Origin of the sequence: Streptomyces sp. NPDC012474 (assembly GCF_042955185.1) — a bacterium.
Lineage (GTDB): Bacteria > Actinomycetota > Actinomycetes > Streptomycetales > Streptomycetaceae > Streptomyces > Streptomyces cahuitamycinicus.
Genome location: NZ_JBIBEP010000019.1, coordinates 140,033 through 165,203, shown reverse-complemented (window position 1 = coordinate 165,203; position 25,171 = coordinate 140,033). Strand labels below are relative to the sequence as shown.

23 protein-coding genes are annotated in these 25,171 nt (G+C 69.9%); 19 read left to right on the top strand and 4 right to left on the bottom strand.

Features of this window, described 5'->3' with window-relative positions; genetic code table 11:
- Positions 1-187: 187 nt before the first annotated feature.
- Together ACFY9S_RS32840 and ACFY9S_RS32835 are read right to left on the bottom strand one after the other, a co-directional pair.
- Complete coding sequence (locus tag ACFY9S_RS32840; RefSeq protein WP_391135716.1) at positions 188-1,381, bottom strand: helix-turn-helix domain-containing protein; 1,194 nt, start codon at positions 1,379-1,381, stop codon at positions 188-190.
- A gap of 6 nt (positions 1,382-1,387) precedes the next feature.
- Positions 1,388-1,855, bottom strand: a complete 468-nt coding sequence (locus ACFY9S_RS32835; protein ID WP_391135713.1) for an NUDIX domain-containing protein — start codon at positions 1,853-1,855, stop codon at positions 1,388-1,390.
- A 168-nt stretch (positions 1,856-2,023) separates the two neighbouring features.
- On the opposite strand from ACFY9S_RS32835, the gene ACFY9S_RS32830 reads away from it, so the two are divergent.
- From ACFY9S_RS32830 to ACFY9S_RS32745, 18 genes are all read left to right on the top strand, one after another.
- Positions 2,024-2,824 (top strand): TauD/TfdA family dioxygenase, encoded by an 801-nt coding sequence (locus tag ACFY9S_RS32830; RefSeq protein ID WP_391135710.1) that lies wholly within the window; start codon positions 2,024-2,026, stop codon positions 2,822-2,824.
- A 124-nt stretch (positions 2,825-2,948) separates the two neighbouring features.
- A complete protein-coding gene (locus tag ACFY9S_RS32825) occupies positions 2,949-4,466 on the top strand; it encodes an ATP-binding protein (RefSeq protein WP_391135707.1) in 1,518 nt (505 codons plus the stop codon).
- A gap of 73 nt (positions 4,467-4,539) precedes the next feature.
- Entirely contained in the window at positions 4,540-5,055 is a 516-nt protein-coding gene (locus ACFY9S_RS32820) for a roadblock/LC7 domain-containing protein (RefSeq protein WP_391135704.1), read from the top strand.
- Complete coding sequence (locus tag ACFY9S_RS32815) at positions 5,052-5,465, top strand: DUF742 domain-containing protein (RefSeq protein WP_391135701.1); 414 nt, start codon at positions 5,052-5,054, stop codon at positions 5,463-5,465. Before ACFY9S_RS32820 ends, ACFY9S_RS32815 begins: the two co-directional genes overlap by 4 nt.
- A gap of 52 nt (positions 5,466-5,517) precedes the next feature.
- Positions 5,518-6,105, top strand: a complete 588-nt coding sequence (locus ACFY9S_RS32810) for an ATP/GTP-binding protein (protein WP_391135698.1) — start codon at positions 5,518-5,520, stop codon at positions 6,103-6,105.
- Positions 6,105-6,746 (top strand): GAF domain-containing protein, encoded by a 642-nt coding sequence (locus ACFY9S_RS32805; RefSeq protein ID WP_391135695.1) that lies wholly within the window; start codon positions 6,105-6,107, stop codon positions 6,744-6,746. The genes ACFY9S_RS32810 and ACFY9S_RS32805 overlap by 1 nt, the downstream gene beginning before the upstream one ends.
- An 86-nt stretch (positions 6,747-6,832) precedes the next feature.
- Positions 6,833-8,086, top strand: a complete 1,254-nt coding sequence (locus ACFY9S_RS32800; protein WP_391135692.1) for an acyl-CoA dehydrogenase family protein — start codon at positions 6,833-6,835, stop codon at positions 8,084-8,086.
- A 128-nt stretch (positions 8,087-8,214) separates the two neighbouring features.
- Complete coding sequence (locus tag ACFY9S_RS32795; protein WP_391135689.1) at positions 8,215-8,706, top strand: DNA-binding protein; 492 nt, start codon at positions 8,215-8,217, stop codon at positions 8,704-8,706.
- 158 nt (positions 8,707-8,864) lie between these two features.
- Positions 8,865-9,353 (top strand): hypothetical protein, encoded by a 489-nt coding sequence (locus tag ACFY9S_RS32790; protein WP_391135686.1) that lies wholly within the window; start codon positions 8,865-8,867, stop codon positions 9,351-9,353.
- Positions 9,350-9,925 carry a DUF6624 domain-containing protein gene (locus ACFY9S_RS32785; protein ID WP_391135683.1) on the top strand — a complete coding sequence of 192 codons (576 nt, stop codon included), beginning with the start codon at positions 9,350-9,352 and terminating at the stop codon, positions 9,923-9,925. The genes ACFY9S_RS32790 and ACFY9S_RS32785 overlap by 4 nt, the downstream gene beginning before the upstream one ends.
- Positions 9,926-9,996: 71 nt before the next feature.
- A complete protein-coding gene (locus ACFY9S_RS32780) occupies positions 9,997-10,464 on the top strand; it encodes a DUF6082 family protein (protein WP_391135680.1) in 468 nt (155 codons plus the stop codon).
- A 132-nt stretch (positions 10,465-10,596) separates the two neighbouring features.
- Entirely contained in the window at positions 10,597-10,782 is a 186-nt protein-coding gene (locus ACFY9S_RS32775) for an FxLD family lanthipeptide (RefSeq protein ID WP_306688745.1), read from the top strand.
- A gap of 87 nt (positions 10,783-10,869) precedes the next feature.
- On the top strand, positions 10,870-12,909 hold the full coding sequence (locus tag ACFY9S_RS32770; protein ID WP_391135677.1) for a lantibiotic dehydratase: 2,040 nt from the start codon (positions 10,870-10,872) through the stop codon (positions 12,907-12,909).
- Positions 12,906-13,976 (top strand): lanthionine synthetase LanC family protein, encoded by a 1,071-nt coding sequence (locus ACFY9S_RS32765; RefSeq protein WP_391135674.1) that lies wholly within the window; start codon positions 12,906-12,908, stop codon positions 13,974-13,976. Before ACFY9S_RS32770 ends, ACFY9S_RS32765 begins: the two co-directional genes overlap by 4 nt.
- Before the next feature lie 34 nt (positions 13,977-14,010).
- Positions 14,011-16,056, top strand: coding sequence for a methyltransferase, FxLD system (fxlM, locus tag ACFY9S_RS32760; RefSeq protein WP_391135671.1), 2,046 nt, complete (start codon positions 14,011-14,013; stop codon positions 16,054-16,056).
- Between the two features lie 4 nt (positions 16,057-16,060).
- Positions 16,061-17,173, top strand: coding sequence for a hypothetical protein (locus ACFY9S_RS32755; RefSeq protein WP_391135669.1), 1,113 nt, complete (start codon positions 16,061-16,063; stop codon positions 17,171-17,173).
- Positions 17,174-17,602: 429 nt separating this feature from the next.
- Positions 17,603-18,253, top strand: a complete 651-nt coding sequence (locus tag ACFY9S_RS32750; protein ID WP_391135666.1) for an NUDIX domain-containing protein — start codon at positions 17,603-17,605, stop codon at positions 18,251-18,253.
- Between the two features lie 62 nt (positions 18,254-18,315).
- Positions 18,316-19,803, top strand: coding sequence for an NUDIX domain-containing protein (locus tag ACFY9S_RS32745; protein ID WP_391135663.1), 1,488 nt, complete (start codon positions 18,316-18,318; stop codon positions 19,801-19,803).
- A gap of 178 nt (positions 19,804-19,981) precedes the next feature.
- Here ACFY9S_RS32745 and ACFY9S_RS32740 read toward each other — a convergent pair whose 3' ends face one another.
- Together ACFY9S_RS32740 and ACFY9S_RS32735 are read right to left on the bottom strand one after the other, a co-directional pair.
- Positions 19,982-20,620, bottom strand: a complete 639-nt coding sequence (locus ACFY9S_RS32740) for an NAD(P)-binding domain-containing protein (protein WP_391135661.1) — start codon at positions 20,618-20,620, stop codon at positions 19,982-19,984.
- A 544-nt stretch (positions 20,621-21,164) separates the two neighbouring features.
- Positions 21,165-22,052 carry a universal stress protein gene (locus tag ACFY9S_RS32735; protein ID WP_391135658.1) on the bottom strand — a complete coding sequence of 296 codons (888 nt, stop codon included), beginning with the start codon at positions 22,050-22,052 and terminating at the stop codon, positions 21,165-21,167.
- Between the two features lie 156 nt (positions 22,053-22,208).
- On the opposite strand from ACFY9S_RS32735, the gene ACFY9S_RS32730 reads away from it, so the two are divergent.
- Positions 22,209-25,106, top strand: coding sequence for an HAD-IC family P-type ATPase (locus tag ACFY9S_RS32730; RefSeq protein ID WP_391135655.1), 2,898 nt, complete (start codon positions 22,209-22,211; stop codon positions 25,104-25,106).
- The last annotated feature ends 65 nt before the right edge of the window (positions 25,107-25,171 follow it).

Here is a 25,171-nt window from a genome sequence, read left to right as displayed (position 1 = left end):
CAACGTCTCACATGGTGCAGACACCCAGGTCATGCCCGTCGATGCCACATGGATGCATCACCTGCGCATCAAATCTGCTCTGGTGACGCACGAATTGGGTCGCTTTTGTGTAAGCCCACACCCCACACGAAGAAGGACCCTGACGGTGTTGGTCTCACGAACTGGTGCCCCGTGGCGCGACATGGGGCTAGGCCGCCATCTCGCCGCGCATGCGGTGCAGCGCCTGGGCCGCAGCGTCGTATGCCGCCGACAGCCGGCCTGCAGCCGTTCGCATGACGCGCTGGAGCTGGTGAGGCAGCCGCTGCGCGACCGCTTCACGGACAGCAATGTCGAGGGACTCCGCCGCACCGTTACGGTCGTCGGCCAGCATCTGGACATGTCCGACAGTGACCAGCTCAATCACCCGCCACTGTGGCGCAACAGTGGTGGTGGGGGTCGGGCTGTGCTCAACCAGCCGTATGGCCTGATGAGTCCGTCCAGTTGCGATCAGCCCGCGCAGCCGGATCTCGTGCAAAGAGAACGGATTGAACAGGCTGGTGTGCTCCACCGTGGACAGGAGGTTGTCTGTCTCCTGCAGTACCTGGTCGAACAGAGCCCCGTTGCCCAGCGCACCAGCCGCTCGGGCCAGGAGCGGGAGGCCGGCAGCGCGTGCGTCTTTGTCCGGCGCAAGCGCAACAGCGCGGCGCAGGCGTTCCACGGCCGCACCTCGCAGTCGGGCTTTCCTCAGCTCGTTTCCGTGCATCCGCAGAGCGTACGAAGTCATCGCCGGGTCTTCGAAGTATTCGGCGAGCTCCAGGCTCTTGGCTGTCCAGTGTGCTGCCGTGCTCAGCCGCTCTTCTGGAAGAACGTTCCCCAGGGCTACGCCAAGCCCCACACGGGCGCGGGCGAGCAGGTGCAGGACTTCGCGCTCGGTATGTCCGTCCTCCACGCGAGCCTCCAGGCGGGCAACCAGTGGCCACAGTTCGGAAACTGCTTCCGCTGCATGACCGGACTGCCGAGCGATCTCGGCGAGCCGGACGGTGGATTCGCCGAACTGCAGCATGGCGCGGTGGTCTGTGTCGGCCACGTCCGTGACGCCAAGGATGTGCGGTGGCAGCCGCAGGCACTCACAGACGCGGCGACGGGACCCGACGTCGTCGAGGTTGCGCTTTCCGAGTTCAAGCGCGGAGATGTAGGTCTTGTCGTATCCGAGGAGTTCGCCGAGTTCGGTCTGGTTCAGCCCGTGCACACGGCGGTAGAAGCGCAAGATGCCCGCGAGGTCTCCTGCTCCCAGGATGACTTCGGCTTGCGGCGTCGCCCAGTGCCACTGCGCATGGCGTGCCGACGGCCGAACAGCAGGGCGGTATTCATTTTGGTTCTCCGGAGCCTTCCGCTCGGCCATGGCCAGCTACATCCGCTCGTAGTCGTCCAGGTCTGCAGCCTTCCGGCCGTACCAAGTGGCCACTGCCTGCTTGTAACCGTCCGGCATGTGCAAGGCCGGCACTTGATCCGCGGTGAACATGCCGAGCTGTTTGTGTTCGTGGCTGACGACGGGGGCTCGGTCGGGAGTGAGGACAGTGCAGCCGTAGGTGACGATCAGGACCTTGCGGCGGGGAACCGGCTCGTAGATCCAGACACCACAATCGATCAGGGGCCCGGCCTTCACTTCCCAGCCGGTCTCCTCCAGGATCTCCCGCTCCAGAGCCCCTTCGGGGCTGTCATCGGTCGGTACGGCCCCGTCCGGGCTCCCCACCTCCAGGCGCCCTCCGGGCAGCTCCCACTCGTCGCGTTCGTTCTTCAGCAGGAGCACCCGGTTGTGTGCGTCGAGGGCGACGCCCTTCACGGAAACCGGCCAAAGGGGCGGCGTATAGGTCATCACGGTCCTCGTCCTGCGCTGTGCGGTCCCGGTCTCCGGAACGTAGCACGTGGCAGGCAACCTCCCGCCCGACTGGGCGAATTGACCGAGTCGACAATCTGTCGCTTTACCGGCCCCGCTTCGGCTTCGCACCCTGACCGCACCGACCTCATTCAAAGGAGCACGGCGATGCGCGATGCCCTCACTCGCCCGGCGACGCTCTTCGCGTCCCACTACATCGACATTCGCGCACCGCACGCTGCCAGTTCAGTCGCCGCCCAGTTGCAGGACACCGGCCTGGTGACCATCGACGGGCTCACGTCCCGCGCCGCACTCTTGGGCTTCGCCACCGGGTTGATGCGCATCACGCCACACCCCCACGGCGACCCGGACGGGCTGACCGCCATTCACGACACCGGTGTCCACGCCCACCGCGCGGGCTTCGCCGGGCTCGGGCACGGTGACTTGGAAGCGCACACCGAGCGTTCTGGTGTCCCTAACCCGCCTCGTCTCATGCTCCTCGTCTGCCTGCGCCCCGCTGCCGAAGGCGGGGATGTTCTGTTGGCCGACGGGCACGACGTCCTCGCTAGCCTGTCCGCCGACAGCCGCGAAGCACCCGTCATGCTCTCCAAGCCCAGAACCGCGTACTTCGGTGCCGGCGCAGGGCACCCCGCCCAGGTCTTCACGGTCCACGCCGACGGCCGGGTGTCGGTTCGTCTGCGGCAGGACGGCCTGGCCAGATGGAGTCCGGTCGTCCACTCGTATCTACCCTCCCTCCGCCGGGCGGTCGCGGGCTGCCAACGCCGACTCCGCCTCCAAACGGGCCAGGGATACCTCGTGGACAACCATCGCTGGCTGCACGCCCGTACCCGCTTCTCCGGCAATCGCCTGTGCCTCAGGGCCCTCGGAGAACCGCGCACCCCCATGCCAGAGGGCTTCGCACCGGACTCCGTCGGCATCTGCCTTCCCAAGACCAACGACACCGTCTGATGTCCTCCTCACCGACGCGCTACTGCTCTTTCCCGCAGTCCACGTCTGAGCGCGTCGGTGCCCCGGACATGCCCCAGGGTCGCAGCTCCTTCTAGCCGCCCCTCCCCCACTGACGAGGTTCCCTATGCCTGACAGTGCGTTCCCCCTACGACCGGTCCCAGCCGGCCACCGCAGACGCCGGCCTCCACGGATCGACGCGCTTACCCTGCATCATGTCCGCCGCGCCGTGGCACTGCCCCTGCTGCTGCTTGCCGCGCTGCTGGGAGCCGCCTTCACCGTCTGGTCGATGTCCGGTATGGGTTCCGGCTGGCTCCTTCTCGGCCTCGCCGGGCTGGCCGGAATCGCGCTGGTAGCGGACCGTGGAGCGCGAACGGCCGCAGGAGCCGTGCAGGCAGTCGTGGAGGAAGCCCGGGCAGCCACGCTGACAGCGGTCACCGGGGCAGCGGCGGCCATCGAGAAGTCGGTGCAGTGGTCTGCGGACGAGCTCTGCCGCGGGGGACGCCCGGCACTGCCGGACACGCAGACGCCGCAGCCGGCCAGTCCGAACGCCGAGATCAACAGGGCGTTGAGTGCACTCCAGGTGCAGGCCGTCGCGTCGCTGATACGCGTGCACGACGAGTCTCAGTCCGTCGTCCTTTTGGAAGTGCTGCGCCGTCTGGCCATGCGCGAGCACGCGCTGGTCGGGAAGGCACTTCAGGCACTGAGCCAGCTGGAGATGCTGACCGACGACCCCGAGCTACTGGCCAAGATCTTCGAGATCGATCACCTTGTCACCCGGATGCGTCGCCAAGTCGAGAGCACTGCGGTGCTTGGCGGCCAGTCCCTGCGCAGCGTGCGCCGGCCGGTTCCGGTCACGACCGCGCTGCGTGGCGCGATCTCTGAAGTCGTGCAGTATCCGCGTGTGGCCGTCGTGGCCGGGTCGGTGGGCGCCGAGCTGGGTCTCCCCGGCCATGTGGGTCCGGACCTGACGCACCTGCTGGCCGAGCTGATCGAGAACGCCTGTGAGTGTTCCGACCCGGCGACGAAGGTGATGGTGCGGGCGCAGCGGGTGGCGAACGGGCTGGCGATCGAGGTCGAGGACCGGGCCATCCCCATGCATCCGCAGACGCGGGCACAGATGAACCGGCTCCTCAAAGCCCCCGACGAGGTCGACGTCAGCGGGCAGGTCCGAGCCGGCCAGCTCGGCTTGCTGGTCGCCGCGAAGATCGCCCAGTCGCACGGGCTGTCCGTTCTCCTGGAAGAGAACGTGACTGGAGGCACCACCGCCCTGGTCGTCATTCCGGCACGGCTCCTGGTAGCGATTCCCTCGGTCGACGACGCGGGCGCGCTGCCCAAGGAAGCCCGCCCTTCAGCATCGGCGCCGCGGCAGGTTGCCGCGCCTCCCACTACCCCGACGGCAGGCCAGGTCACGCACTCCGGCACCGCAAGGTCGGCGGGAGCCGCAGAGGCAGGTCACTCTGCTGATGCGCCTGCTCTTCCCACGCGTAGACGTCAGGCCGGCTCGTTCCGTCCACCGCGCGAGCGGGAGCAGGCCCCCGTCACTGGGGCGACGCCAGGGCTTGCAGCCGCCTTCCGTAACGGCATCCAGGCTGGCGGGAGAGCCGGTTCTTCCCCCGCTTCGGCTGAGCAGCCCAGGCCCTGAGCCTCGCCCTTCCTTCCTGTTCCCGGTGGCCCGCGATATCCACTGGCCCTTTCCCCCTTCTGGAGCGATCCCCATGAGCACCCACCCCAAGATGAACAGCGTGACCGGCGACGCGCCCGCATCCGAGACGACTGCGAGCGGACAGCGGGACAACATGGCCTGGCTGCTGCGTCAGTTCGCCTCCGAAACGCCGGGCATCACGCACGCTGTCTTGCTGTCGCGCGACGGACTGCGCCTGGTGGACAGTGACGTCGACAAGGACTGGGCTGACGAACTGTCGGCCGCCCTCAGCGGAGTTGCCTCCCTCGCGGCGAACATCACCGGCCCCACCCACAAGAAGAGGCCGGCCCGGCAGGTCATCATCGAGCGAGACGACTGCCTGGTCTTCGTCCAGAGCGCCGGACGCAGCGCGGCCTTCGACAACCACCCCGGCAACGAACGCGGTGAGGTGGACACGATCCTCGCTGTCATCGCCACCACGGACGCCGACGCGGGCACCGTCGGGTACGAGATGGGCCGCCTCGTCCAGAAATTCGCCCCCTACATGCTGATCCCCGTTCGCGTCGGCATGGGCGGAGAGGTCCGGTGAGCACACACGGCCGTGCGGCCGACGAGTCGACGTTCGTGCGGACCTACACCTTGACGCGCGGGCGCACCAAGCCGCGGCACCTGCTCGCTCTGGACACCGTGCTGGACACCGGGCCGGGTCGCCCCGGTCCGGCGCAGACCGAGGAATGCAAGGAGATCCTCGCCCTGTGTCGAGAGCACCGGCGTTCGGTGACCGAGCTGGCGGGCCGACTCCGTCGCCCCGTCACCGCCGTCAAGATCCTCATCTCGGACCTCCTGGACGCCGACGCCCTGGTCGTCCCCGTCACCTCCCCCTACGCCGCATCCGACCCGGACGCGGATGACGGCCCAACCCCACAACTGCTGGCGGCCCTCTCAGCGGGCCTGAAGAGGAAGTGGCCCGATGCCATCGCCTACCCCCAGGCAGGATGACCTGGCCGTGGTACTGCGGACGCCGCCGCGCCCGCAGGCCGGTGCACCGACCGTGTTGAAGATATTGATCGCCGGGGGCTTCGGTGCGGGCAAGACGACCGCCGTGGGTGCTGTCAGCGAGATCGCGCCGCTGAGCACGGAGGAGTACCTGACCGAGGCGAGCGCGGACGTGGACAGCTTGGCGGGCATCGAGGCGAAGAAGACCACCACGGTCGCCTTCGACTTCGGCCGGCTCAGCCTGCCCGACGCGCCCGTGCCCCTGGAGCTGTTTCTGTTCGGCACGCCCGGCCAGGACCGGTTCGTCGACCTCTGGAACGACCTCTCCCGGGGAGCTGTCGGCGCGGTCGTCCTGGTCGACACCCGCCGTCTGGAAAGCAGCTTCACTCCCGTCAGCTTCTGCGAAGACATCGGCCTGCCCTTCATCGTTGCCATCAACCAGTTCGACGGTGCACACCGTTACCTGCCCGAACAGGTCCGTACCGCCCTCCAACTTGCCACCTCGGTACCGGTGGTCACCTGTGACGCCCGCGACCCGAACCACGTCGCAGGCGTCCTGCTGACCCTCGTCGACCACGCCGTGAAGAACGTATCCGCGAGCCACGTTCGCCACGCGCCCCCTACCACTCTCCAGGACGCCTGATGTCACAGCACCCCAGCGACCCCTACCTCGCACCGTCGACCACCCCACCCGCGCTGCCCTTGCCGCGCCGCAACCTGCCGGACGCCGCCCGTGGGCCGTCCGCCCCGGCCAGCGCCGCCGGCACCGGACTGGAGGCCCAGCAGGCGACCGAGCTGGCGCAGCGGTACGAGCTGCTGGAACGCCTGGGCGTTTCCACCGTGGCGAGCGAAGACTTCGACAAGCTGGCCCGCGACATGGCCACACAGGCCGGCTTCCTGTACGGGTTCGTCAATCTCTTCCTTGAGGAGCAGACCTTCGTCGGGCTGCATCAGCCGCCCGCGGACAGCGGGTACGTCATCGTCGGCCGCACCATGAGCCGCGACCACGGCTGGTGTCCGGAGGTCATGGCCCGCAAGAAGGCCCTCCCGCTGCACGACGTGCACGCCAGCCCGCGCTTCAGCGGCAACGACGTGGTCGACGCGGTCGGGATCCGCTCCTACTTCGGCGCACCGCTCATCCACGACAGCGGCACCGTGTTGGGCACGGTGTGCGTCATCGACCCCGAGAAGCGGCCCCTGAGCGAGGCCCGACGGCTCAGAGACATCGTCATCAACGCCGGCGCCCAGGTGATGGACCACATCGCCCACGCGCCCGTCCACTAGGCCGTTCCACCACCCCCACCCGGGAGCCGCAGGCGATCACCGGCCGCTCCACTGTGCGACCTTCCCCCAGGGAGAGGGAGACGACCATGCCCGCCACACCCACCGCTCCGCCACCGGCGCTGCGTCCCTACCTCACCGCCCGCCACGAACTGCTGTGGGACGAGGCGGACGCCTTCGCGGAAGAGCACATCGCGCCGCGTGCTGCACGTATGGAGGCCGCTCCGGGCAGGGTGGAGCGCAAAGTCGCCGATCTCATGGCCGCACGCGGCTGGTTCGCCGTCACCGTCCCGGCCGCCTTCGGCGGTCTTGGCGCCGGCCATGTGGCCAAGACGGTCCTGGTCCACCGCGTCGCCTGCATGTCGGCGGCTGCCGCGGCCATCCTGCAGGCCACCCTGATCCCCGTCGGCGGGTTGTTGCACTTCGCCACTTATGAACAGAAGGGCCGCTGGCTGCCGCAGGTGGCGGACGGTTCACTTCTTTTGTCGATCTCCGTGACCGAACCGCGGGCTGGCGGACACATCGGCGGCATCGAAACCATCGCCGAACGCGCCGGCAACCAATGGGTGATCACCGGCAGTAAGGTCCACATCGGCAACAGCCATCTCGCGGGAGCCCACCTCGTCGTCGCCCGAACCGCCGAGGCGGGCGTAATTACTTCCCAGGCGCTGACCGCGTTCATGGTCGAATCCGACCGACCCGGGCTCTCGGTTTCCGACCACCGTCCCGGCCTCGGCCTGCACGGCTTCTCCGCCGGCCGCCTCGACCTCGACCACGTCCGCGTCCCCGAGGACAACGTGGTCGGAGAGATCGGCCAGGGGCTGAGCGTGGCCCAGAGCAGCAGCATCCTGTACGGCCGTCCCAACCTGGCAGCGCTCAGCCTTGGGATCCACGAGGCGGTCGTGGCCACCACGACTGCCCGCCTCAAGGCGCGCGCCCGCTACCGGGGCGCCCTGTCCGATCTGCCGGTCCTGCGGGACCGCATCGGTGACATGGAGGCCCGCCTGCGCGCCGGACGAATCCTGGCCTACCAGTCCGTGCACCTCCTCGACCAGGGCCTGCCCTGCGACGCCGACCTGATCAACGCCAAGTATCTCGGCCACCAGTGGGCCATGAAGTCCACCCAGGACGCCATGGAACTACACGGCGCCCACGCCCTCGACCGCGACTACGTCCTCCAGCGCCTGTGGCGCGACATCCAGCACACTTATCCACCGGCCGGAACCGGCGAAGTCCAGCGCATACGCCTCGCCGACGCCGCCTTCGACGAGGACCACATCCAGTGGTCCGAACGCCTCGCCGCCGAAACGGCCTGGGCACGCCCCGACCCCACCGCCGCATGAGCCCCCGTGCGCGGCACCCCGTAAATCCAAACCGCCACGCACGGGCCCATGTCGTCGGCCCCCGTCCCCCGCGGGGGCCGGCGGCACCCCTTCCGGTGACCGTCCACCCAGCCGAGAAAGAGACACACGTGACCCCGCCCGTGACGACCAGCGCACCGATCACACCCCTGACGCCGACCCTGCAGCGCGTCGCCCAGCACCTCGCAGACGACCTCACCCCCCGAGAAATCGCCACTAAGACAGGGCTGTCGGCCGTTACCGTCCGCCAGTACGTCCGCGACATCCGGGAGAGCCTCCACTGCCCGCCCCGCTGCAAGCCCCCGGTGATCGTGCACCGCCTGTTCGCCGCCCAGCAGGTCGCCCCACCCACAACGGACAGGCCAACGCCCAAGCTCAGCCCGGAGCAGCAGCTGCTGCTGCAGGCCGTCGCCGAGCACAGCAACCCCCACGACATCGCCGTCGCCGCCAAGATCGCCCCCGCCGACGTCCGAGCGGCACACGACGAACTGCTCGACAAGACCGGGGCGGCCAACACCACCCAGCTCGTCGTCCTTGCCCACGCGTGGGGCCTGCTGGGCACCAAGCCAGCCACCACGACGGGAAGCGGAGCGAGCCAGTGAACGCGTCACCCGTTTCGGTTGCCACCAAGCCCTCCCACGCCTCCCTGCACCGGCGCTCGACAGCGTTACCGGCCGTGTACGAGATGCGGACACTGTGCACCGACGCCGAACGAGACGAGGCAGCCGCACTCGTCCAGGACCGTCAACGCTGGCTCACCATGCGCAGTCTCCCGGTGCCCGCCCAAGCCGACATCCCGGCCATCTTCCGCAACCCGCAGACGAGGCCGGCCGGCCTGTTCGAGGACGGGAAGCTGCTGGCCTGCGTGATCCCCGAGCGCGACCCCGGCCTTCGATGGGGCCAAGGCCCGTGCCTCTACCTGGGCTACATCCACACCCTGCCCGACCAGCCCGACGACATCACCCGGCTGATCACCCTCTGGGCATCCGACTTCGCCGCCCGACTCGACCTCCGGCTCGTACGGACCGAGACCCTGGCCCGCCACGCCATCGACGCCGAGCCCGTCGCCGCCCTTCTGCATCGGCTCACCGGCATGGGCTGGGATGTACAGGGTTCCGGCCCAGGACGAGAAGGCGACCGAGTCGCCCGTCTGGAACTCGCCGCAGAATCCCGGCCCGGGCTGAGCGCGCTGATCGGCTGCCGCGTCCACGAGCCGCAGGCTGCCCCGAGTGATCGGGGCAGCGCATGACGACCGCCGGACCCCACCGGCCCGACCTCGCCCGCGAGCTGATCGCCCGCGCGCAGGCGTCCGCCGCGTGCCGGGCCCAACGAGTGCGCAACCAGCTCGATGCCGTCCAACTCGGCCAGGGCCGTCACGCTGATCACGCGAACACCAAGGTGCTGCGCCGCATCCTGAGCGAACACGACTGGCCCGGCCACCTCCTCGTGGGCCCCACTGCCGCCCGCGCCGCTTGGAGCATCGCCCTGCACAGCGACTACGAGCCCGACTTCCAGCGCGCCGCCACGACTTTGCTGCAGCGTGCGGTTCAGGCCGGCGACGCGCTCATCCAGCACTGGGCACACCTGCACGACCGCGCCCTCGTCAACAACGGGCACGCCCAGGAGTACGGAACCCAACTCCTCCTCCGAGCCGACGGCATCGAACTATGCCCGCTGCGCGACCCGGAATCGCTGGACGAGCGGCGGGCCAGCGTAGGGCTGCCACCCGTCGCCGTCGCACTGAAAACGGTGCATCGCCGATACACCCCGGATCACCGTGCCGAGAACGCCCTGACCGTCGCGTCTCCGGAGGCCGCGTGAGCGGAGCCGCTACATCTCCACCAGCCAGACACCTGTCCACGACCTCGCCCTACGAAAGGACCATTCACGCTATGAAGCTCACCACTGCCGTCCTAGCCGCCGGTGCTGCCCTCTCCCTCACCACCGCCGTGTTCGGAATGGCCCGGCTCAGGCAGAACGCACGACACCAGGTTGAGCACAACGAGGCGGTCCTCGCCCGGAACCAGCTCGACTGGCTGGCGCAGATGTCCACCAACGCCGACCTCGCCAAACTCTGGGCACCCGAGGACATGGATGTCGAGGAGTACATGCAGCTGCTGCATGCCAACCAGCAGATCTGCACCCTCAGCCTGCGTGACCGCCTCGGCTTCGTCCGTAACGGTCAACTGCCGTTCTATGCCTCGACGCTGATGGAAAGCGACGTCTGCCGACGGTACTGGAACCGTTTCGGCGATCTCCGCGCTCAGGAGGCCGAGGGCGACGAGCGGGCCGAGCACTTCACCCGCGTGCTGGACCAGGCCGCGAAGAACCACCCGCAGGCGCAGCCCGCAGGAGCCTGACGACACCACACACCGACCCCCAGACGCGCGACCGCTGAGGCGACTTCGGCAGCGACCGCCGTCTGGTAGCAGACCCCGGGGCCCGACCGGACCTCGGCATCCCGCACCATCCACCACTCCTAGGAGGCACGCATGACCGCCATTCAGGCCGAGAGGCCGACCGCTCCCGCACAGGCGGACCCCGCGAAGACCGACGACGACCCGTTCGGGCTCGACATCTCCTTCATCGAGGGCACGCCGGCGACCGAGACGGTCCTGATGTGCAGCACGGGCGACACCTGCGGCAGCTCCTGCCCCAGCGCCTGCACCACCTCGTAAGCCGGACCATCCCGGCAGCGCGGGCCGGACGGGGCTCTCCCCGTCCGGCCCGCCCCGCCCGCCGCGCAGAAGATGAGGAGAGCCCTGATGACACGTCAACGGCCCAGCCTGTACGAGGGCGCGGGACAGGCCATGCTGCGCGCCGCGGTACACACGGCCGAGCCCGCCATGCCGCCCTGGCCGGCGACCACGGCGGCCGTGGAAGAGTGGCGCGCGTGGCTGAACACTGTGTGGTCCGACAGCGACTTCCGCCGGACCGTGTCGCAGGCGAGCCCTCACCTGGCGGACCAAGTGCAGGCCATCGTCAACGGCCGCACGCCGAAGGTGCGCCGGATGCGCCGGGCGGCGCTGGCCACCGCCCGCTACGCGATCCGCTACGCCCGCCGCTCCACCCCCTTCGGCCTGTTCGCCGGCGTCGCCCCGCTCGGCTTCGACCAGACCACGTTTGTCCGCATCGGCGACGAGCACCAGGCTGTGACGCGCCCTGAGCCGGTCGGGCTCGAGGAGATGCTCAGCGCCTGGGAGAGCGACACCGCCCGCATGGCCGACGCCGAGGTTTGCGTCAACACCCTGATCCGACAGCGTGACAAGCACATCGACGTGCCCTCCGAGGGCGACTCCCAGTTCCGCCTCGCCCTCAGCCCCGCACTGCGTCTCGTCCTCGACCTGGCCCGATCGCCGATCGGGTACCGCCAGTTGTCCGACAAGCTGGCTGCGGAGTTCCCCGACGTGAGCTGCACGGCGCGCGACCGGCTTCTCGGTGAACTGCTGCGGGTGCGGCTGCTGCGCTCCTCGCTGCGCGCACCCGCCACCGTTGCCGACCCCACCGACGTCTTACCGCCCGCGGCGCGCACTCAGGCAGCCGGCCTGCGGAATGCTTGCGACCTGCGGCTGGACGCCGACGTGCGGCTGCCCGAGCAGGTGCTGACCGAAGTGGAGACCGCGGCGACCATCCTGGCCCGCCTGGTCACCCATCCGACCGGAACACCGACCTGGCGGCGGTGGATCGAGCAGTTCTCCGAGCGCTACGGCGAGAACACCACGGTGCCGGTCGACGTGGCCACGGATCACGACCGGGGCCTGGGCTTCCCTGCAGGGTTCGTCACGGCGAGCGAACCGCCCCGGCCGATGTCCCGGCGTGACCGCCTACTGCTGGAGCTGGCCGGCACCGCCGCCGCCGAAGGCAACCGCACCGTCGCGGTGACCGGAGCGATGATCGAGGAACTGGAAGCAGCGGCCGGCGACAAACCTCACGACCTGGCGCCCCACCTCGAACTGGCCGCACAGGTCCACGCCACCTCTGCTCCGGCCCTGGACCGGGGCGACTTCCGGCTGCGCGTGCTGACCGTCTCCCGCTCGGCCGGATCGATGACCGGCCGGTTCTGGCACCTGTTCCCCGGCACCGAGGCGGCGTACACGAACCTGCCCACCGTCGATCCGAAGGCGGAACTCGCGCAGCTCTCCTTCCACGCCGGAGGGGTGCCGGCCGACCTGCTCACCCGCGCGCCACGGGCGCTGCCCCGGATCGTCAGTGTCGGCGAATTCCGCCGCCCCGCCCCGCACGTCCTCTTCCCCCGCGACCTCGCGGTCACCGTCGCCGACGGCCGCCCCAAGCTGGTGGAGTCCGCGACAGGCAAGCCGCTGGAGCTGCTGGCCCCCACCGCCATCAACTTCCTGTGGAACAACTACACCCCGCCGATGGCCCGCTTCCTCGGCGAGATCAGCCGGGCCGCGTCCCCGCAGGTGACCTGGTTCGACTGGGGCGCCGCCTGGACCCTGCCCTTCACACCGGCCCTCACCTACCGGCGCACCATCCTCACCGCCGCACGTTGGAAGATCCGCAGCCGCACGCTGCCCGCCCGCACCGCCACGCTCCAGCAGTGGGCAGACCAACTCCACGCCTGGCGTGCCCGGTTCGGCGTGCCGGAGCGGGTCCTGCTCGCCGAGGACGACCAGCAGCTGCCCCTCGACCTCACCCGCGACGTCGACCTGGACCTTCTGCGCGCGCACTTGGACGCCAGCCCCTTCGGCATCGCCACCCTGCACGACGCGCCCCCGCTGGACGCCGACGGGTGGATCGGCGGCCGGGCCCACAGCATCGTCGTCCCCCTGGCCAGGCGCTCATGACCACGACGACCGTGCCCCGCATGCAGGACCTGTCCGAGGGCACCCTGGGGATGGCCCTGCTCGACATCGAGCGCCGTGACCTGTCCACCGCCCGCCGCCACCTCGCCCAGGCCACCGTCCGAGGGGTGAGCACCGGCAGCAACGCCAGCCTCTTCCACGGCGCACCCGCCCTGGAGTTCGTCCTGGCCCGCGCCCACGGGGCCAGCGACGACGTCCGTGCGGCCGTCGACCGCGTCGTGGACGCCCGGCTCGCCGCCGCCCACCGCCGTCAGGCGGCCGGCACGCTGCCCCACCTCGCCGAATGGGACCTCATCCGCGGCCTGACCGGACTCGCCGCACTGCTGCTGTCCCGCCGCCCCATCGCGCCCCGGCTGCCCGACGTGCTCGCCTGCCTCGTCGCGCTCGCCCACCCCGCCCGTGGTGAAGGCCGAACCCTGCCTGGGTGGTGGTCGCCGGTCGGCCCCGACGGGAAGACGATGGCCGGCGGCCACGGCAACAACGGCATGGCCCACGGCATCGCCGGGCCTCTGGCTGTGCTCTCCCTCGCCCTCCGCGCCGGAGTCAGCGTCCCCGGGCAAGAGGAGGCCGTCAGCACATTCGCCACCTGGCTCGACCGGCACGGCGCCCACTACTGGGCCACCGCAGCACACCTGGAGGCCGACCAGCCGCCCGCAGCGGAACCGGTCCGCCAGTCCTGGTGCTATGGCCAGCCCGGCATCGCCCGCGCCCAGCAGCTCGCCGCGCTCGCCCTCGGCGACCCAGCCCGGCGCCAAACGGCCGAGGACACCGTCGAGACCATCCTGACCGACCCGCTGCGGCTCGCCCGCATCACCGACTCGACCCTCTGCCACGGCTGGGCCGGCCTGCTGACCCTCACCCGCGCGGTCGCCGCCGACAGCCCCGCACCCGCACGCTTCACCCCGATCATCCAGGACCTGCACCGACGGCTGACCGCCGACTGGGAGCGCCTGCCCAAACCCGGATTCATGGAAGGCCGCGCCGGAGCCCAACTCGCCCTGTACACCACCGACACCACCGGCTGGACCCGCGTCCTCCTGCTCACCTGACCCCACCCCGCCGCCTCGCAAGGAGTTCCCTCCCATGACCTTCGACGACGAGAAGCTACTGATCCCCCCGGACATGTCCTGGTGGCACGCCTCCGTGGCTTTCCCCGACCCGCACACGGACGCCGCCCGGGCCCTGGCGACCGCGCTGTCCGGGCGCCGCTTCCACTTCCTGCGCAAGGACGCCGGCGTGCGTCTGCGCACCGAACAGCCCGCCAGCGACTTGCTGGACCAGCTCGTCGCCGACCGCGTGATCACCGGCTGGACGGGCGGGATCTACGAGCCGGAGACCCATGCCTTCGGCGGCCCCGAGGGCATGGAGGTCGCGCACGACGTGTTCTGCGCCGACAGCCCGGCCGCGCTCGCCGAGACTGGCACCCCCGGCGCCCGCGAGCGCAGCGTGATGCTGCTGTCCGCCATGATCCTTGAGGCCGGGCTGGACCCCTTCGAAGCCGGAGACGTGTACGCCCGGTGGGCCGCCCTGCGGCCCACCGTTACCCCGCCCCAGGGGCACGCGCTGGAGAAAGCCGTCTCCGCGATGCGGCGGCTGATGAACGCGGACGCCGCCCTGCGCCCCGACGCGGAAGCGGGGTGGGGCGAGCGCGTCGCCGCGTTCGAGGACGCCGGCCGACGCCTGCGCCGACTCGCCGCCGACGGTCGACTGATACGCGGAATCCGGGGCGTCATCGCCCATCACGCGATCTTCGCCTTCAATCGCGCAGGCGTACCTGCCGACGCGCAGGCCGCCACCGCGTGGCTCGGCCGTCACGTCGCCTTCTCCACCGGAGAAGGAGCTGACGTGTCTACCCGCAAGTCCGCCTCCGCGGACCCTAGCCTCCCTCGGATGGAGACCACCGTGACACCCGTAACCAACCCCAACCAGCTGCGCGAAGCCCTCGCCCAGCGGCTCGTCGACAGCGGCCACCTGAGCAGCCAGGCGGCCATCGACGCCTTCCGCAGCACCGACCGGCACGCCTTCCTGCCCGGCGTCGACCTGGAGAGCGCGTACAAGGAGGACGCGGTCCCGATCAAGCACGACGAGCACGGGGAGATGATCTCCTGCATCTCCGCGCCGTCCATCGTCGCCACCCAGATCGAACAGCTCGGCGCCCAGCCCGGTCACAAAGTCCTGGAAGCCGGAGCCGCCACCGGCTACAACGCCGCCCTCCTCGGCAAGATCGTCTCCCCCAGCGGGCAGGTGTGGACCCTCGACGTCGACCAGGACCTCGTCGCCGGCGCGAGCAAGCACCTCGCCGAGGCTGGCGTCGACAACGCCACCGCGGTGATGGCTGACGGCGCGGCCGGGCTGCCCGAGCACGCCCCCTACGACCGGATCATCTTCACCGTCGGTGCCGGCGACGTCCCCGTGAAGATCCTTGACCAGCTCGCCCCCGGCGGGCGCCTGGTCCTGCCGATGCGCATCCGCGGCAGCATCTCCCGCTCCTTCGCCTTCGAACGCGACGGCGACACGTGGAAGACCGTCTCCTGTGAGATGGCCACCTTCATCCCGCTGCGCAAGGGCGTGTGCGACGACGTGTACGCCCTCGTTCCGATGGCTGGCGAGGGCAACGTGCGCCTGGAGACGTTCAGCGAGCAGGACGTCGACCGCGAGGCCCTGCGCTCCGTCCTCGACGAGCAGCAGACCAAGATCTACACCGGGGTGAAGTTCCGGCAGGGATCGGCGTGGGAGTGGCTGTACCTGTATCTGGCCTGCGTGCTGCCCAACGGCCTGTCCCGGCTGCCGGGGCAGCGCCCCGGGTTCACCCCGCACTTCGGGTGGGGCTCCATGGCAGCCCTCGACGGCGGATCGCTGGCGTACCTGACCATTCGCGAGGGCGAGGACGAGCAGGGCCGGTACTGGGAGGTCGGCGTGATCGGCCACGGCGGGGGTGGCGCCGGCCTCGCCGAGCGCGTCGTGAGCGAGATCCGTGCCTGGGACGCGACCGGCGGCAACGACGCCCCCGAGCCGGGCTTCCGGATGGCCGTCGCGGACTCGCGTGACCGGCTGACGGCAGACGACGACCGCTTCGTCGTCGACAAGCCCTACAGCCGACTGGTCGTCGACTGGGCGCGCAAGGGCTGAGCCGGTGATCCCCGCGATAGCCAGCCACATCCCCCTGGTCCGCCGCACCAAGGCGCCCGCGCTCCCCTTGGAAGAGCGCATCAACCACCTCACCGGGCTGACCGTCGCGCCCGCAGGTGCGGGCCACCACGACCTGGTGGCCCGCGCCTGCGGGGTCCTCAACTACGCCGCGCTGATCGCCTCCGACGTCGGCCTGCCCGACCTGGCCGAGGATCTGTGCTGGCGCCAGCACCAGGTCTTCGCCAACGCCGGACGCCTCAGCGGACGGGTCGCGGTCATGTCGCTGATGCCGCTCGTCAACCTCGCCCGGCTCCTGACCCGAGCCGGCCAAGGCGTAACTGCCTACAGCTTGTTGGTCTGCCTCAACGACGCTGCCCGGCACCGGAACAAGACCGACATCGACGGCCGCACCGTCGACCTGTCTGCTCTGACCGGCACGGACGAGGACCAGCGCACGGTGTGCCAGGAGCTGTACGTCACCCTGCTCGTGGACGGCGCCCGCGCCCTCGCCCTGATCGGGCGGTGGACCGACGCGGCCGACGCCATGGCCCAGCATCGCGGCATTGGCAACCGGCTCCTCGACGGCCGTCAGATCAAGATCATGGCCCTGATGGAGCAGGGCCTGGACCAGCAGGCCCGCGACCTGATCGACACCACCCAGCCCACGGAGCATTGGGAGAGAGCCATCGCCCTCCTCCTGCACGCCCACTGCCGTCCCGCAGACGCCCCCGTCCCTGAACCCGACCTCGACCGCACCCTTGATGCAGCCGTCCAGCTTCTTGCCCACCCCGATCCGCCGGCCGCCGCCTTCCAGACCCGGACGGGCCTGTCAGCCCTGGAACTGGACCGCACCGGACGACATGCCGCCCGCGTACTCGACTCCCTCGTCAGCGTTGCCCGACTCGACGCCTACGCCGCACGAGACGCACTGCACCACCCCGTCGCCGCGGCCGCCCTGGACGACCGGGCGACAGACGCGCTGAACGCGGTGATCGCCGCGGCCGGACTGGGATCCGGCGTCCTGTCCGCCCACCACCATGAAGCTCTGACGGGCGCGGTCGGCCACGCCGAGACAGAGCTGGAAAGGCTGCTACAGGCCGAACCAGATCCCGGCTAGGAGAGGGCGACCGGGATGGGCCCGCCGTGCTGCCCACGCTGTTTGGCGGTGTCGGCGTTTCGGCCATTTCCTGCCCGCGGCCGCTCCAAGCCAGACCAGGGATCCCGCGCCCGCGGGGTTCCCTGACGCAGGAAATAGCAGGCTCCCCAGCACGACCGAATGACGTGTGTTCGATATCGCAGCCGTGTCGTTAGACCTCACGACTCTGCCGCAGCGACCGTCCCAGGGGGAACGATGACCTCGGCCATTACGCAGGACCAGCCGCCGCAACCGCCAAAGGGGACCGCGCCGGACGAACGAAGCGCAGGAGGCCGGTGTTCAAGAGGAGGAAGTGGACTGGCCGATCGTTCCCAGCAGCGCTGGGAGCCGCAGCGCCGGATGAACGGCGGTGCCTCCTGATCACCCCTCGCCGGTCCGCTGCACCAGATCATGCTCGCCGCCTACCGTGCCCGGCTCGGGAACACCGCCACCGCTCATCTCGCCGACGGCCGACACATCCTCGACGTCCCGGCGCTGGACCGCCACGACGTCCACGTCCGCTACTGGCCTCTGTGGGACAGCCCTCTCAACCGCGGCCCCGTCCCCGGGCCGCTCCCCGTGCAGCAAGCCTGGGCTTGGTGCTTCATCCCCGACGGCCGGGTCGTCCTCGTGGCCGGCCCCGGCCCGCGGGGCGCGCTGCCGATGCTGCCCGGCGGCACCGTGGAGAAGACCGACGCGACGCCCGAGGACACCCTGCACCGCGAAGCCGCCGAGGAAGCCCAGCTCACTCTGACCAATCCGGTGCGACTGGGCTGGGTGCTGGACGAGACCGGCGAGGTCTACGGCGGCGTGGGGCCCAACGCCCGGCTCCGCTTGGCCGCCCGGGTCACCGCCATCGGGCCGGCGGCCGTCAACCCCGCCACCGGCTACCCCTTCGCCCGCCTGCTCGCCACCCCGCCCAGGCAGCCGCCCTGCTGGGCTGGGGCCCGCCCGGCGCGCGGCAAGCCCAGCTCGCGGTGGACACGGCACGAGAGCAGTGGGACCTGCCCACCGCTCGCACCGCCGCCATCGAGGAGATCCCGGCGGAGGGGATGCGGCTGAGCTGACACGAACGCCCATCCCGCCTCGACTCCTCCCGCTCCACGCCCCTCTGAGGTAGCCCCATGCCGTTGTCGCACGATCACATCCGCACCACCGTCGAGACCTACCTCGCTCTCCACCCTCACGAACGCACACAGCTCGGCGGGCTCCTGGACGCCCTCGACCGTCCCACCGACATCGCCAGCCGCTCCACCTTCACCGGACACGTCACCTGCGGCGCGATCGTCGTCGACCCGCTCGGCCGCGTCCTGCACGTGCTGCACCTGGCGAGCGGGAAGGTCCTCGCCTCCGACGGACACACCGAGCCCGCCGACGAGTCCCTGGCAACAGCGGCACTGCGGGAGCTGCACGAGGAGACCGGGATCCCGCCCCGGGCCGTCACGCCGTGGCCCGGCTACGAGGCCGTGCCGTTCGACATCGACATCCACGACATCGACGCCCACCCGGGCAAAGGCGAACCCGGCCACCAGCACTTCGACCTCCGCTTCCTCTTCCGCCTGCACACCACGACCGAGGCGCCGGTGGTGCTGCAGGAAGAAGAGGTCGGCGGCATCGAGTGGCGGCCCGTGGACAGGGTGACCTCCCCCTCCCTGCGCGCGAAGCTGCTCAAGCTCACGCCGGAGACCGAACGGGATACGGCCAACGCCTCCGCCCTGATCTACAACGACCGCGGCGAGTACCTGCTTCACCTGCGTGACTACTTCCCCGGCCGGATCTGGGAGCCGGGCATGTGGTCCCTGCTGGGCGGCGGCCGAGAGCCCCAGGACGCCACCCTGGAACAGACCGTGCGGCGCGAACTGGCCGAGGAAGCCGGCCTCGACATCGCCGACCTGGCCCCGTTCGGCACCGAGTACGCATCCGATGACACCGGCGCGAGCGTGCCCATCGCCATCTACGCCGGCCGCTGGAACGGCGATCCCCGCGAACTCCGCCTGACGGAAGGGGTGATGCTGGCCTGGTTCGTCCCCGACGACCTTCACCGCCTGCGTATCGCAGACACCACGTGCGACCTCGTACGGCGCCACGCTGCCAGCCGCCCGGCCAACGCGTCCACTGCTTCGCAGAGCAGGCTCTCATCGAACGAGGAGTGCCGCCCAGCTTCGCCGCACGGCACGGTCCTCAACGTCGTCGGCGTCCACCTCTACCTGGAGCGGCCCGACGGGACGGTGCTGCTCGGGCTGCGCCACCCCGACTCCGAGTTCGCGCCGTCCACCTGGCACGTCCTGGCCGGTCACTGCGAGCAAGAGAGCGCCATCACCTGCCTGGTCAGGGAGGCGCGAGAGGAAGCCGGCCTGCACATCGAGCGCCAGGACGTCGAACTCGTCCACGTCGTCCACCACATCGACAAGGCCGGGGACCGGCCCCGCATGGGCCTGTTCTTCCGCTCCCGGGCCTGGAGCGGCGAGCCGGAACTGCGCGAGCCGGACAAGTGCACCCAGTGGAAGTTCTGGGATCCGGCCGCGCTCCCCGACGATCTCGTCCCCTACACCCGGGTGGCCATCGAGGGCATCCGCGCCGGCCGCCTCTACTCCGAAACGGGCTGGGCATGAGCACGGTCGCGCCCCCGCACCGGACCTCCCGCCCGAGGAAGTGCGACAGCTCGCCGAGCAGGCGGTCGGGCGCATCGTCACCTGGACGGACGCCTCATCCGTGATCTTCCCGATCTGGGAGGGATTGCCAGCCACCGGGAAAGGCATCGGAACCCCGGCCCGCGTACCCCGGGGTCGGTCAGTGAAGGATCTTGATCGAGCTGTGCCAGTTCAGCTGGAGGGGCTGCTGGATGGCGATGTGTAGGAATCCCATCGCCTCGAGCTCGCGAGCTCGTCGCAGGGGTCCAACGTCCAACGGTCGCATTGCGCCCGAGAGGACCAGGTCTGCGACCTTGTCCTTGGCGGCGGAGTCGTCGCCGGCGATCAGGACGTCGAGCGGGAAGTTATGCCCCTCTCCTGCCGTCAGCAAGCTGGCGAAGGTGGTGTTGAACGCTTTGACGACCTTCACCTCGGTGCCGACGATCCGCTGGATCTCCTCAGCCGCCGAGCTGTCCGGGGGTGTCACCCGCCCATCCATGGTCGAGACGTCAATGGGGTTGCAGATGTCCACCAGGACTTGCCCGGCCAGAGCGGCCCCAGCGGATCTCGCGATCTGCAGCGCCGCGTCGTACCACAGTGCGAGCACGGTGATATCGGCTGGCTCTACCGAAGCGGCCCAGTCGCTCTGGCTGTCCGGGAACCGCTGCTTGAGCTCTTCGGCCAGTGTCCGAGCAGGGTCTGGGTCGGGGTGGACTACGCACACCCCGTGGCCTCCGGCAAGGGCACGGGTGGCGATGGCGCGGCCCATGTTGCCGGGGCCCACGATGTTGATCTTCACTGCTGCTGCCTTCCGGTCTGACGGAACGTACGACGCCGTCGGGTCGTCGTCGGCCTGCCACTGGGGCAGGCCGCCTCGGAGCGAAGGGCGGCGTCAGGGTTCAGGACGCCGAGGGCGCGAATGCATCCCTATCCCGAGGTCCGGCGGCTGTGCGTGAGGGCCGGTCACTGTCACCTGGATGCCGGAACGAGCGGGCTGCTGACACTGCGGGGGGCTGTGGAACCCTTGGCTCCTCGGTCGGCACATCGACTCGCTCCTACGCCGCCGATTGCGCCTGCCCGCTTCGTCGGCGGATCGGCCCGAACACGCCCTCATCTTCATAGTGGCGGCAGTCGCCGGACGTCGCCGGGGGCGTTCGTCGGTAGCGGCTACTTGGCCACGCTGGGACGTGTACTGATACTGCGGGTCAGCGAGACCCTGGGGCAGGGTTCGGTCAGGCCGGCCGGCGTCGGATGCTGACCGCGCGCGCCGCCCTCTGGGTTCTGTTCGAGGCACAGCGATGCCGCGCCGCATTTCCGTCCGCGTCCGAGAGGTATTGGCGCCGTCAGCGGCTGGTGTCGGCGCTGCGGACCACCGCGACTGGGCAGTGTGCATGATGCAGCATGGCCTGGCTCACCGATCCGAGCAGTAGTCCGGCAAAGCCGCCGCGTCCGCGCGCACCGACCACCAGCAGCTGGGCCGTGCGGCTCGCCTCGATCAGTGTCTCCCGCGTCCCGCCGTGGACGAGCTCCCGCTTCACGCTCACGCCCGGGTACGACTCCTGGTAGCCGGCGAGCGCCTCGGACAGGAGACGTCCCTCTTGCGAGGCGAGCGCTTCCGGGGGATTCGCGTACGGCGACGCCTCGTCCTGCGGCGGCGGCATCGGTGCGTTCCAGGTGGTCCAGGCATGCAGTGCAATGAGGTCGACCCCGCGTAGTGCCGCCTCGTTAAAGGCGAAGTTCACCGCTCCGGCGCCGGCCGAGGAGCCGTCGACCCCCACCACGATCGGCCCTGTGCCCTCCCCTTGCTCATGGACGACCAGGACCGGGCACCGGCCATGAGCTGCCAGATGCACCGCCGTCGATCCCACCATGAGCCCGACGAAGCCCCCCATACCGCGCGACCCGACCACCACGAGTTCCGCGGCACGCGATTGCGCCTCCAGGACGGTCAGCGGTTCACCTGTCACCACAGCGCGGGAGATATCCACCTCCGGTGCCACCGTCCTGGCGCGCTCCTCTGCCTCGGTCAGCAGGCGTTCCACCATGTTGCGCAAGCCGCCCTCAGACGGGCCCAGTGGTGAGGGGCCCAGCGGCGCGTGAATGGCGGGCCAGATGAACGCATGCACCAGCCGCAATCGTGCACCGCGCCACCGCGCCTCCCGCGCCGCTGCCTCCACTGCGGCCAAGCCAGAGGCTGAGCCGTCCGTACCCGCCACAACCAGTCCGCTCATCACACCTCCCGTGTCCGCACCTTCCAGGCTCACTCCGACGACTTCCTGCTGTCAAAGGATCAAGAGGCCATCGCATGGGCTGTCCCGGCGGCTGCCTACCGATCATCGGTAGCAGTGGCTCAGCACGCGGCCGTCGAACAGTTCGGGTAGCACGTTGTGATCGAGGGGGGCCAGCTTCAGTTGGATCGAGTCGTCGGGTTTCGTCGGCTGGCGGCTCGGCCTAGGGGTGTGCTCCCGCAACGCTGCGCCCGTACTGCGTCAGCGCTTGGTCGCGGAAACAATGAGGGCATGGCTCCTTCGACGAGCGCGGGACTGCCGCCCTCCTGGCACGCTCTGTCTGCCCGTGAGGTGGCCGCCGGGCTCGATGTGGATCCTTCCTCGGGGCTGTCGTCGGCTGAGGCGGCCCGGCGGCTTGCGGAGTATGGACCGAACCGGCTCGAGCAGGCTCCGGCAGAGCCCAGATGGCGGGCTTTCCTAAGGCAGTTTCAGGACTTGCTGATCGTCATCCTGCTGGTTGCGGCGGCGGTCAGCCTGGTGGTGTCCCGGGAGTGGGAGACGCCGGTGGCGATTGTCGTCGTGGTGTTGCTCAACGCGACGATCGGGTTTGTTCAGGAGTCTCGCGCCGAGGCGGCGCTGGATGCCCTGCGGCAGATGACCGTGACGACCGCCACCGTCCGTCGTGACGGCCGACTGGCGCGGTTGAATGCCGAGGAACTGGTGCCCGGGGACATGGTGGTCCTGGCGGCCGGTGACCGGGTGCCCGCGGACGGCAGGTTGTTTTCGTCGAGCTCGCTGGAAGTGCAGGAATCCGTCCTGACGGGTGAGGCCCTGGCGGTGGCGAAGTCGGCGGATGCCACGGTCGGGGCCGAGGTGCCCTTGGCAGAGCGGGTGACCGCGGTGTACATGAACACGGCGGTCACCCGCGGTCGCGGTGAGGTTTTGGTCACCGACACCGGTATGGCCGGCGAGACCGGCCGCATCGCGGACATGCTCCACAAGGCCCAGCCGGGGCCGACGCCGCTGCAGCGGCAGATCGATGCCCTCAGTCGGACCCTGGCCTGGGTCTCCGGGGTGGTCATCGTCGCTGTCTTCGTCCTGGGGCTGGTGCGCGGGCAGGACTTCGGTGACCTGTTCGTCAGTGCCGTGTCCTTGGCGGTCGCCGCCATCCCTGAGGGACTGCCGGCCGTCGTGGCCTTCACGCTTGCCATGGGGACCGGACGGATGGCCAAGCGAGGCGCGATCGTCAAACGGCTGGCATCGGTGGAGACTCTGGGCAGTACCTCGCAGATCTGCACCGACAAGACCGGCACGCTGACCTTGAATCAGATGACGGCGCGGGAGCTGCTGCTGGCCGGCCGCCGGTTCACGGTCTCAGGGCAGGGCTACTCCTTCGACGGCCGCATCCGCACCACCGACGGCTCGCCGGTGCCGGCCACCATGGACGATGTGGTGACCGCGATGGCCCTGTGCTCCGATGCCGTGCTCCGGGACGGGCAGGTGGTGGGGGATCCGACGGAGGGCGCGCTGGTGGTGCTGGCCGAGAAGGCCGGCATCGATGTGGCCCGGCTGCGCCAGGAGCGGCCCCGGCGACTGGAGATCCCTTTTGACTCCGCTTACAAGTTCATGGCGACCTTCCACGACTGGGCCGATGACACCGGCCGTGAGGTGATCCGGTGCTTCGTCAAGGGCGCCCCCGATGTGCTGGCTGACCGTGCGGACCGCTACCTAGGCGGCGAGACGATCCTGCCGTTCGACGAGGAAGCCCGGCAGCGCTACGGCCAGGCCAATAGCGCCCTGGCCGGACAGGGCATGCGAGTGCTGGCCCTGGCGGCCGAAGACTTCCCGACCGAGGACTTCCAGGTTCCCGAGGACCCGAAGGAGCTGCTCGACCGGGTGGTGCTGCTGGCCTTGGTCGGCATCGTCGACCCACCGCGCACGGAGGCGCGCACGGCGATCGCCGAGTGCCGCAACGCCGGGATCCGGGTCCGGATGATCACCGGTGACCACGCGATGACCGCCGGGGCCATCGCCGGTGAACTCGGCATCCCGGGGCAGGCCATCACCGGCGCCGAACTGGACCAGATCGACAACGACGCCCTGCCAGGCCGACTCGACGAGGTGGGGGTGGTCGCCCGCGTATCGCCGGAGCACAAGATCCGGATCGTCAAGGCGCTACAGGCCCGCGGGGACGTGGTCGCCATGACCGGCGACGGAGTCAACGACGCACCCGCGCTGCGCCGGGCCGACATCGGGGTGGCGATGGGCGTCACCGGGACGGAGGTGACCAAGGAAGCCTCGACGATGGTCCTGACCGACGACAACTTCGCGACCATCGTGGCCGCCGTCCGCGAGGGACGGGGCATCTACGACAACATCGTGAAGTTCGTCCGCTTCCAGGTCTCGACGGCCTTGGGCTTCGTGGCCACGTTCCTGGTCAGCTCACTGACCGGCCTGGCAGGGGGCGCACCGTTCACGGCACTGCAGATCCTGTTCGTCAACCTGGTGATGGACGGGCCGCCGGCGATGTCCCTCGGAGTCGACCCCGTCAGCCGGGATGCGATGACTAGGCCCCCACGCCCGACCGGCGAACCCATCCTCAGCAGACCGCGGCTTGCCCGGATCCTGCTGACCAGCGCGGTGATGGCGGCAGGCACCCTCGCGGTGCTGGCGTGGGCCCCGGGCCCGGAGGCGGAACCGGGGCAGGCCACCGTCGCGGGCACCATGGCCTTCGTCACCTTCGTCTTCTTCCAGGTCTACAACCTGCTCAACGTCCGTCACGACACACGCAGCGTGTTCAGCAGGAGGACGTGGGAGAACCCCTCCATGTTCGTCGCCGCCGCCGCCGTGATCGTGCTGCTCGTCGTCATCGTCGAGACGGACGCCCTGCATGGCTTCTTCACCACGACCAACCTGACCTCCAGCCAGTGGCTCGTTTGCGCAGCCGTCGGCTCGACCATCCTGTGGGTCGGCGAGCTGGTCAAGACGGTGCTCCGATCCCGTACCCGCCGCACCCGCCCACAGACCGTTCAGCCGCTGCCTACCGGAACACAGTGATCTTTCGTTTCTTGGACTGCCCAGCCATTAGCGGCGGGTGGGTACACAGGGGTGCAGATGCGATC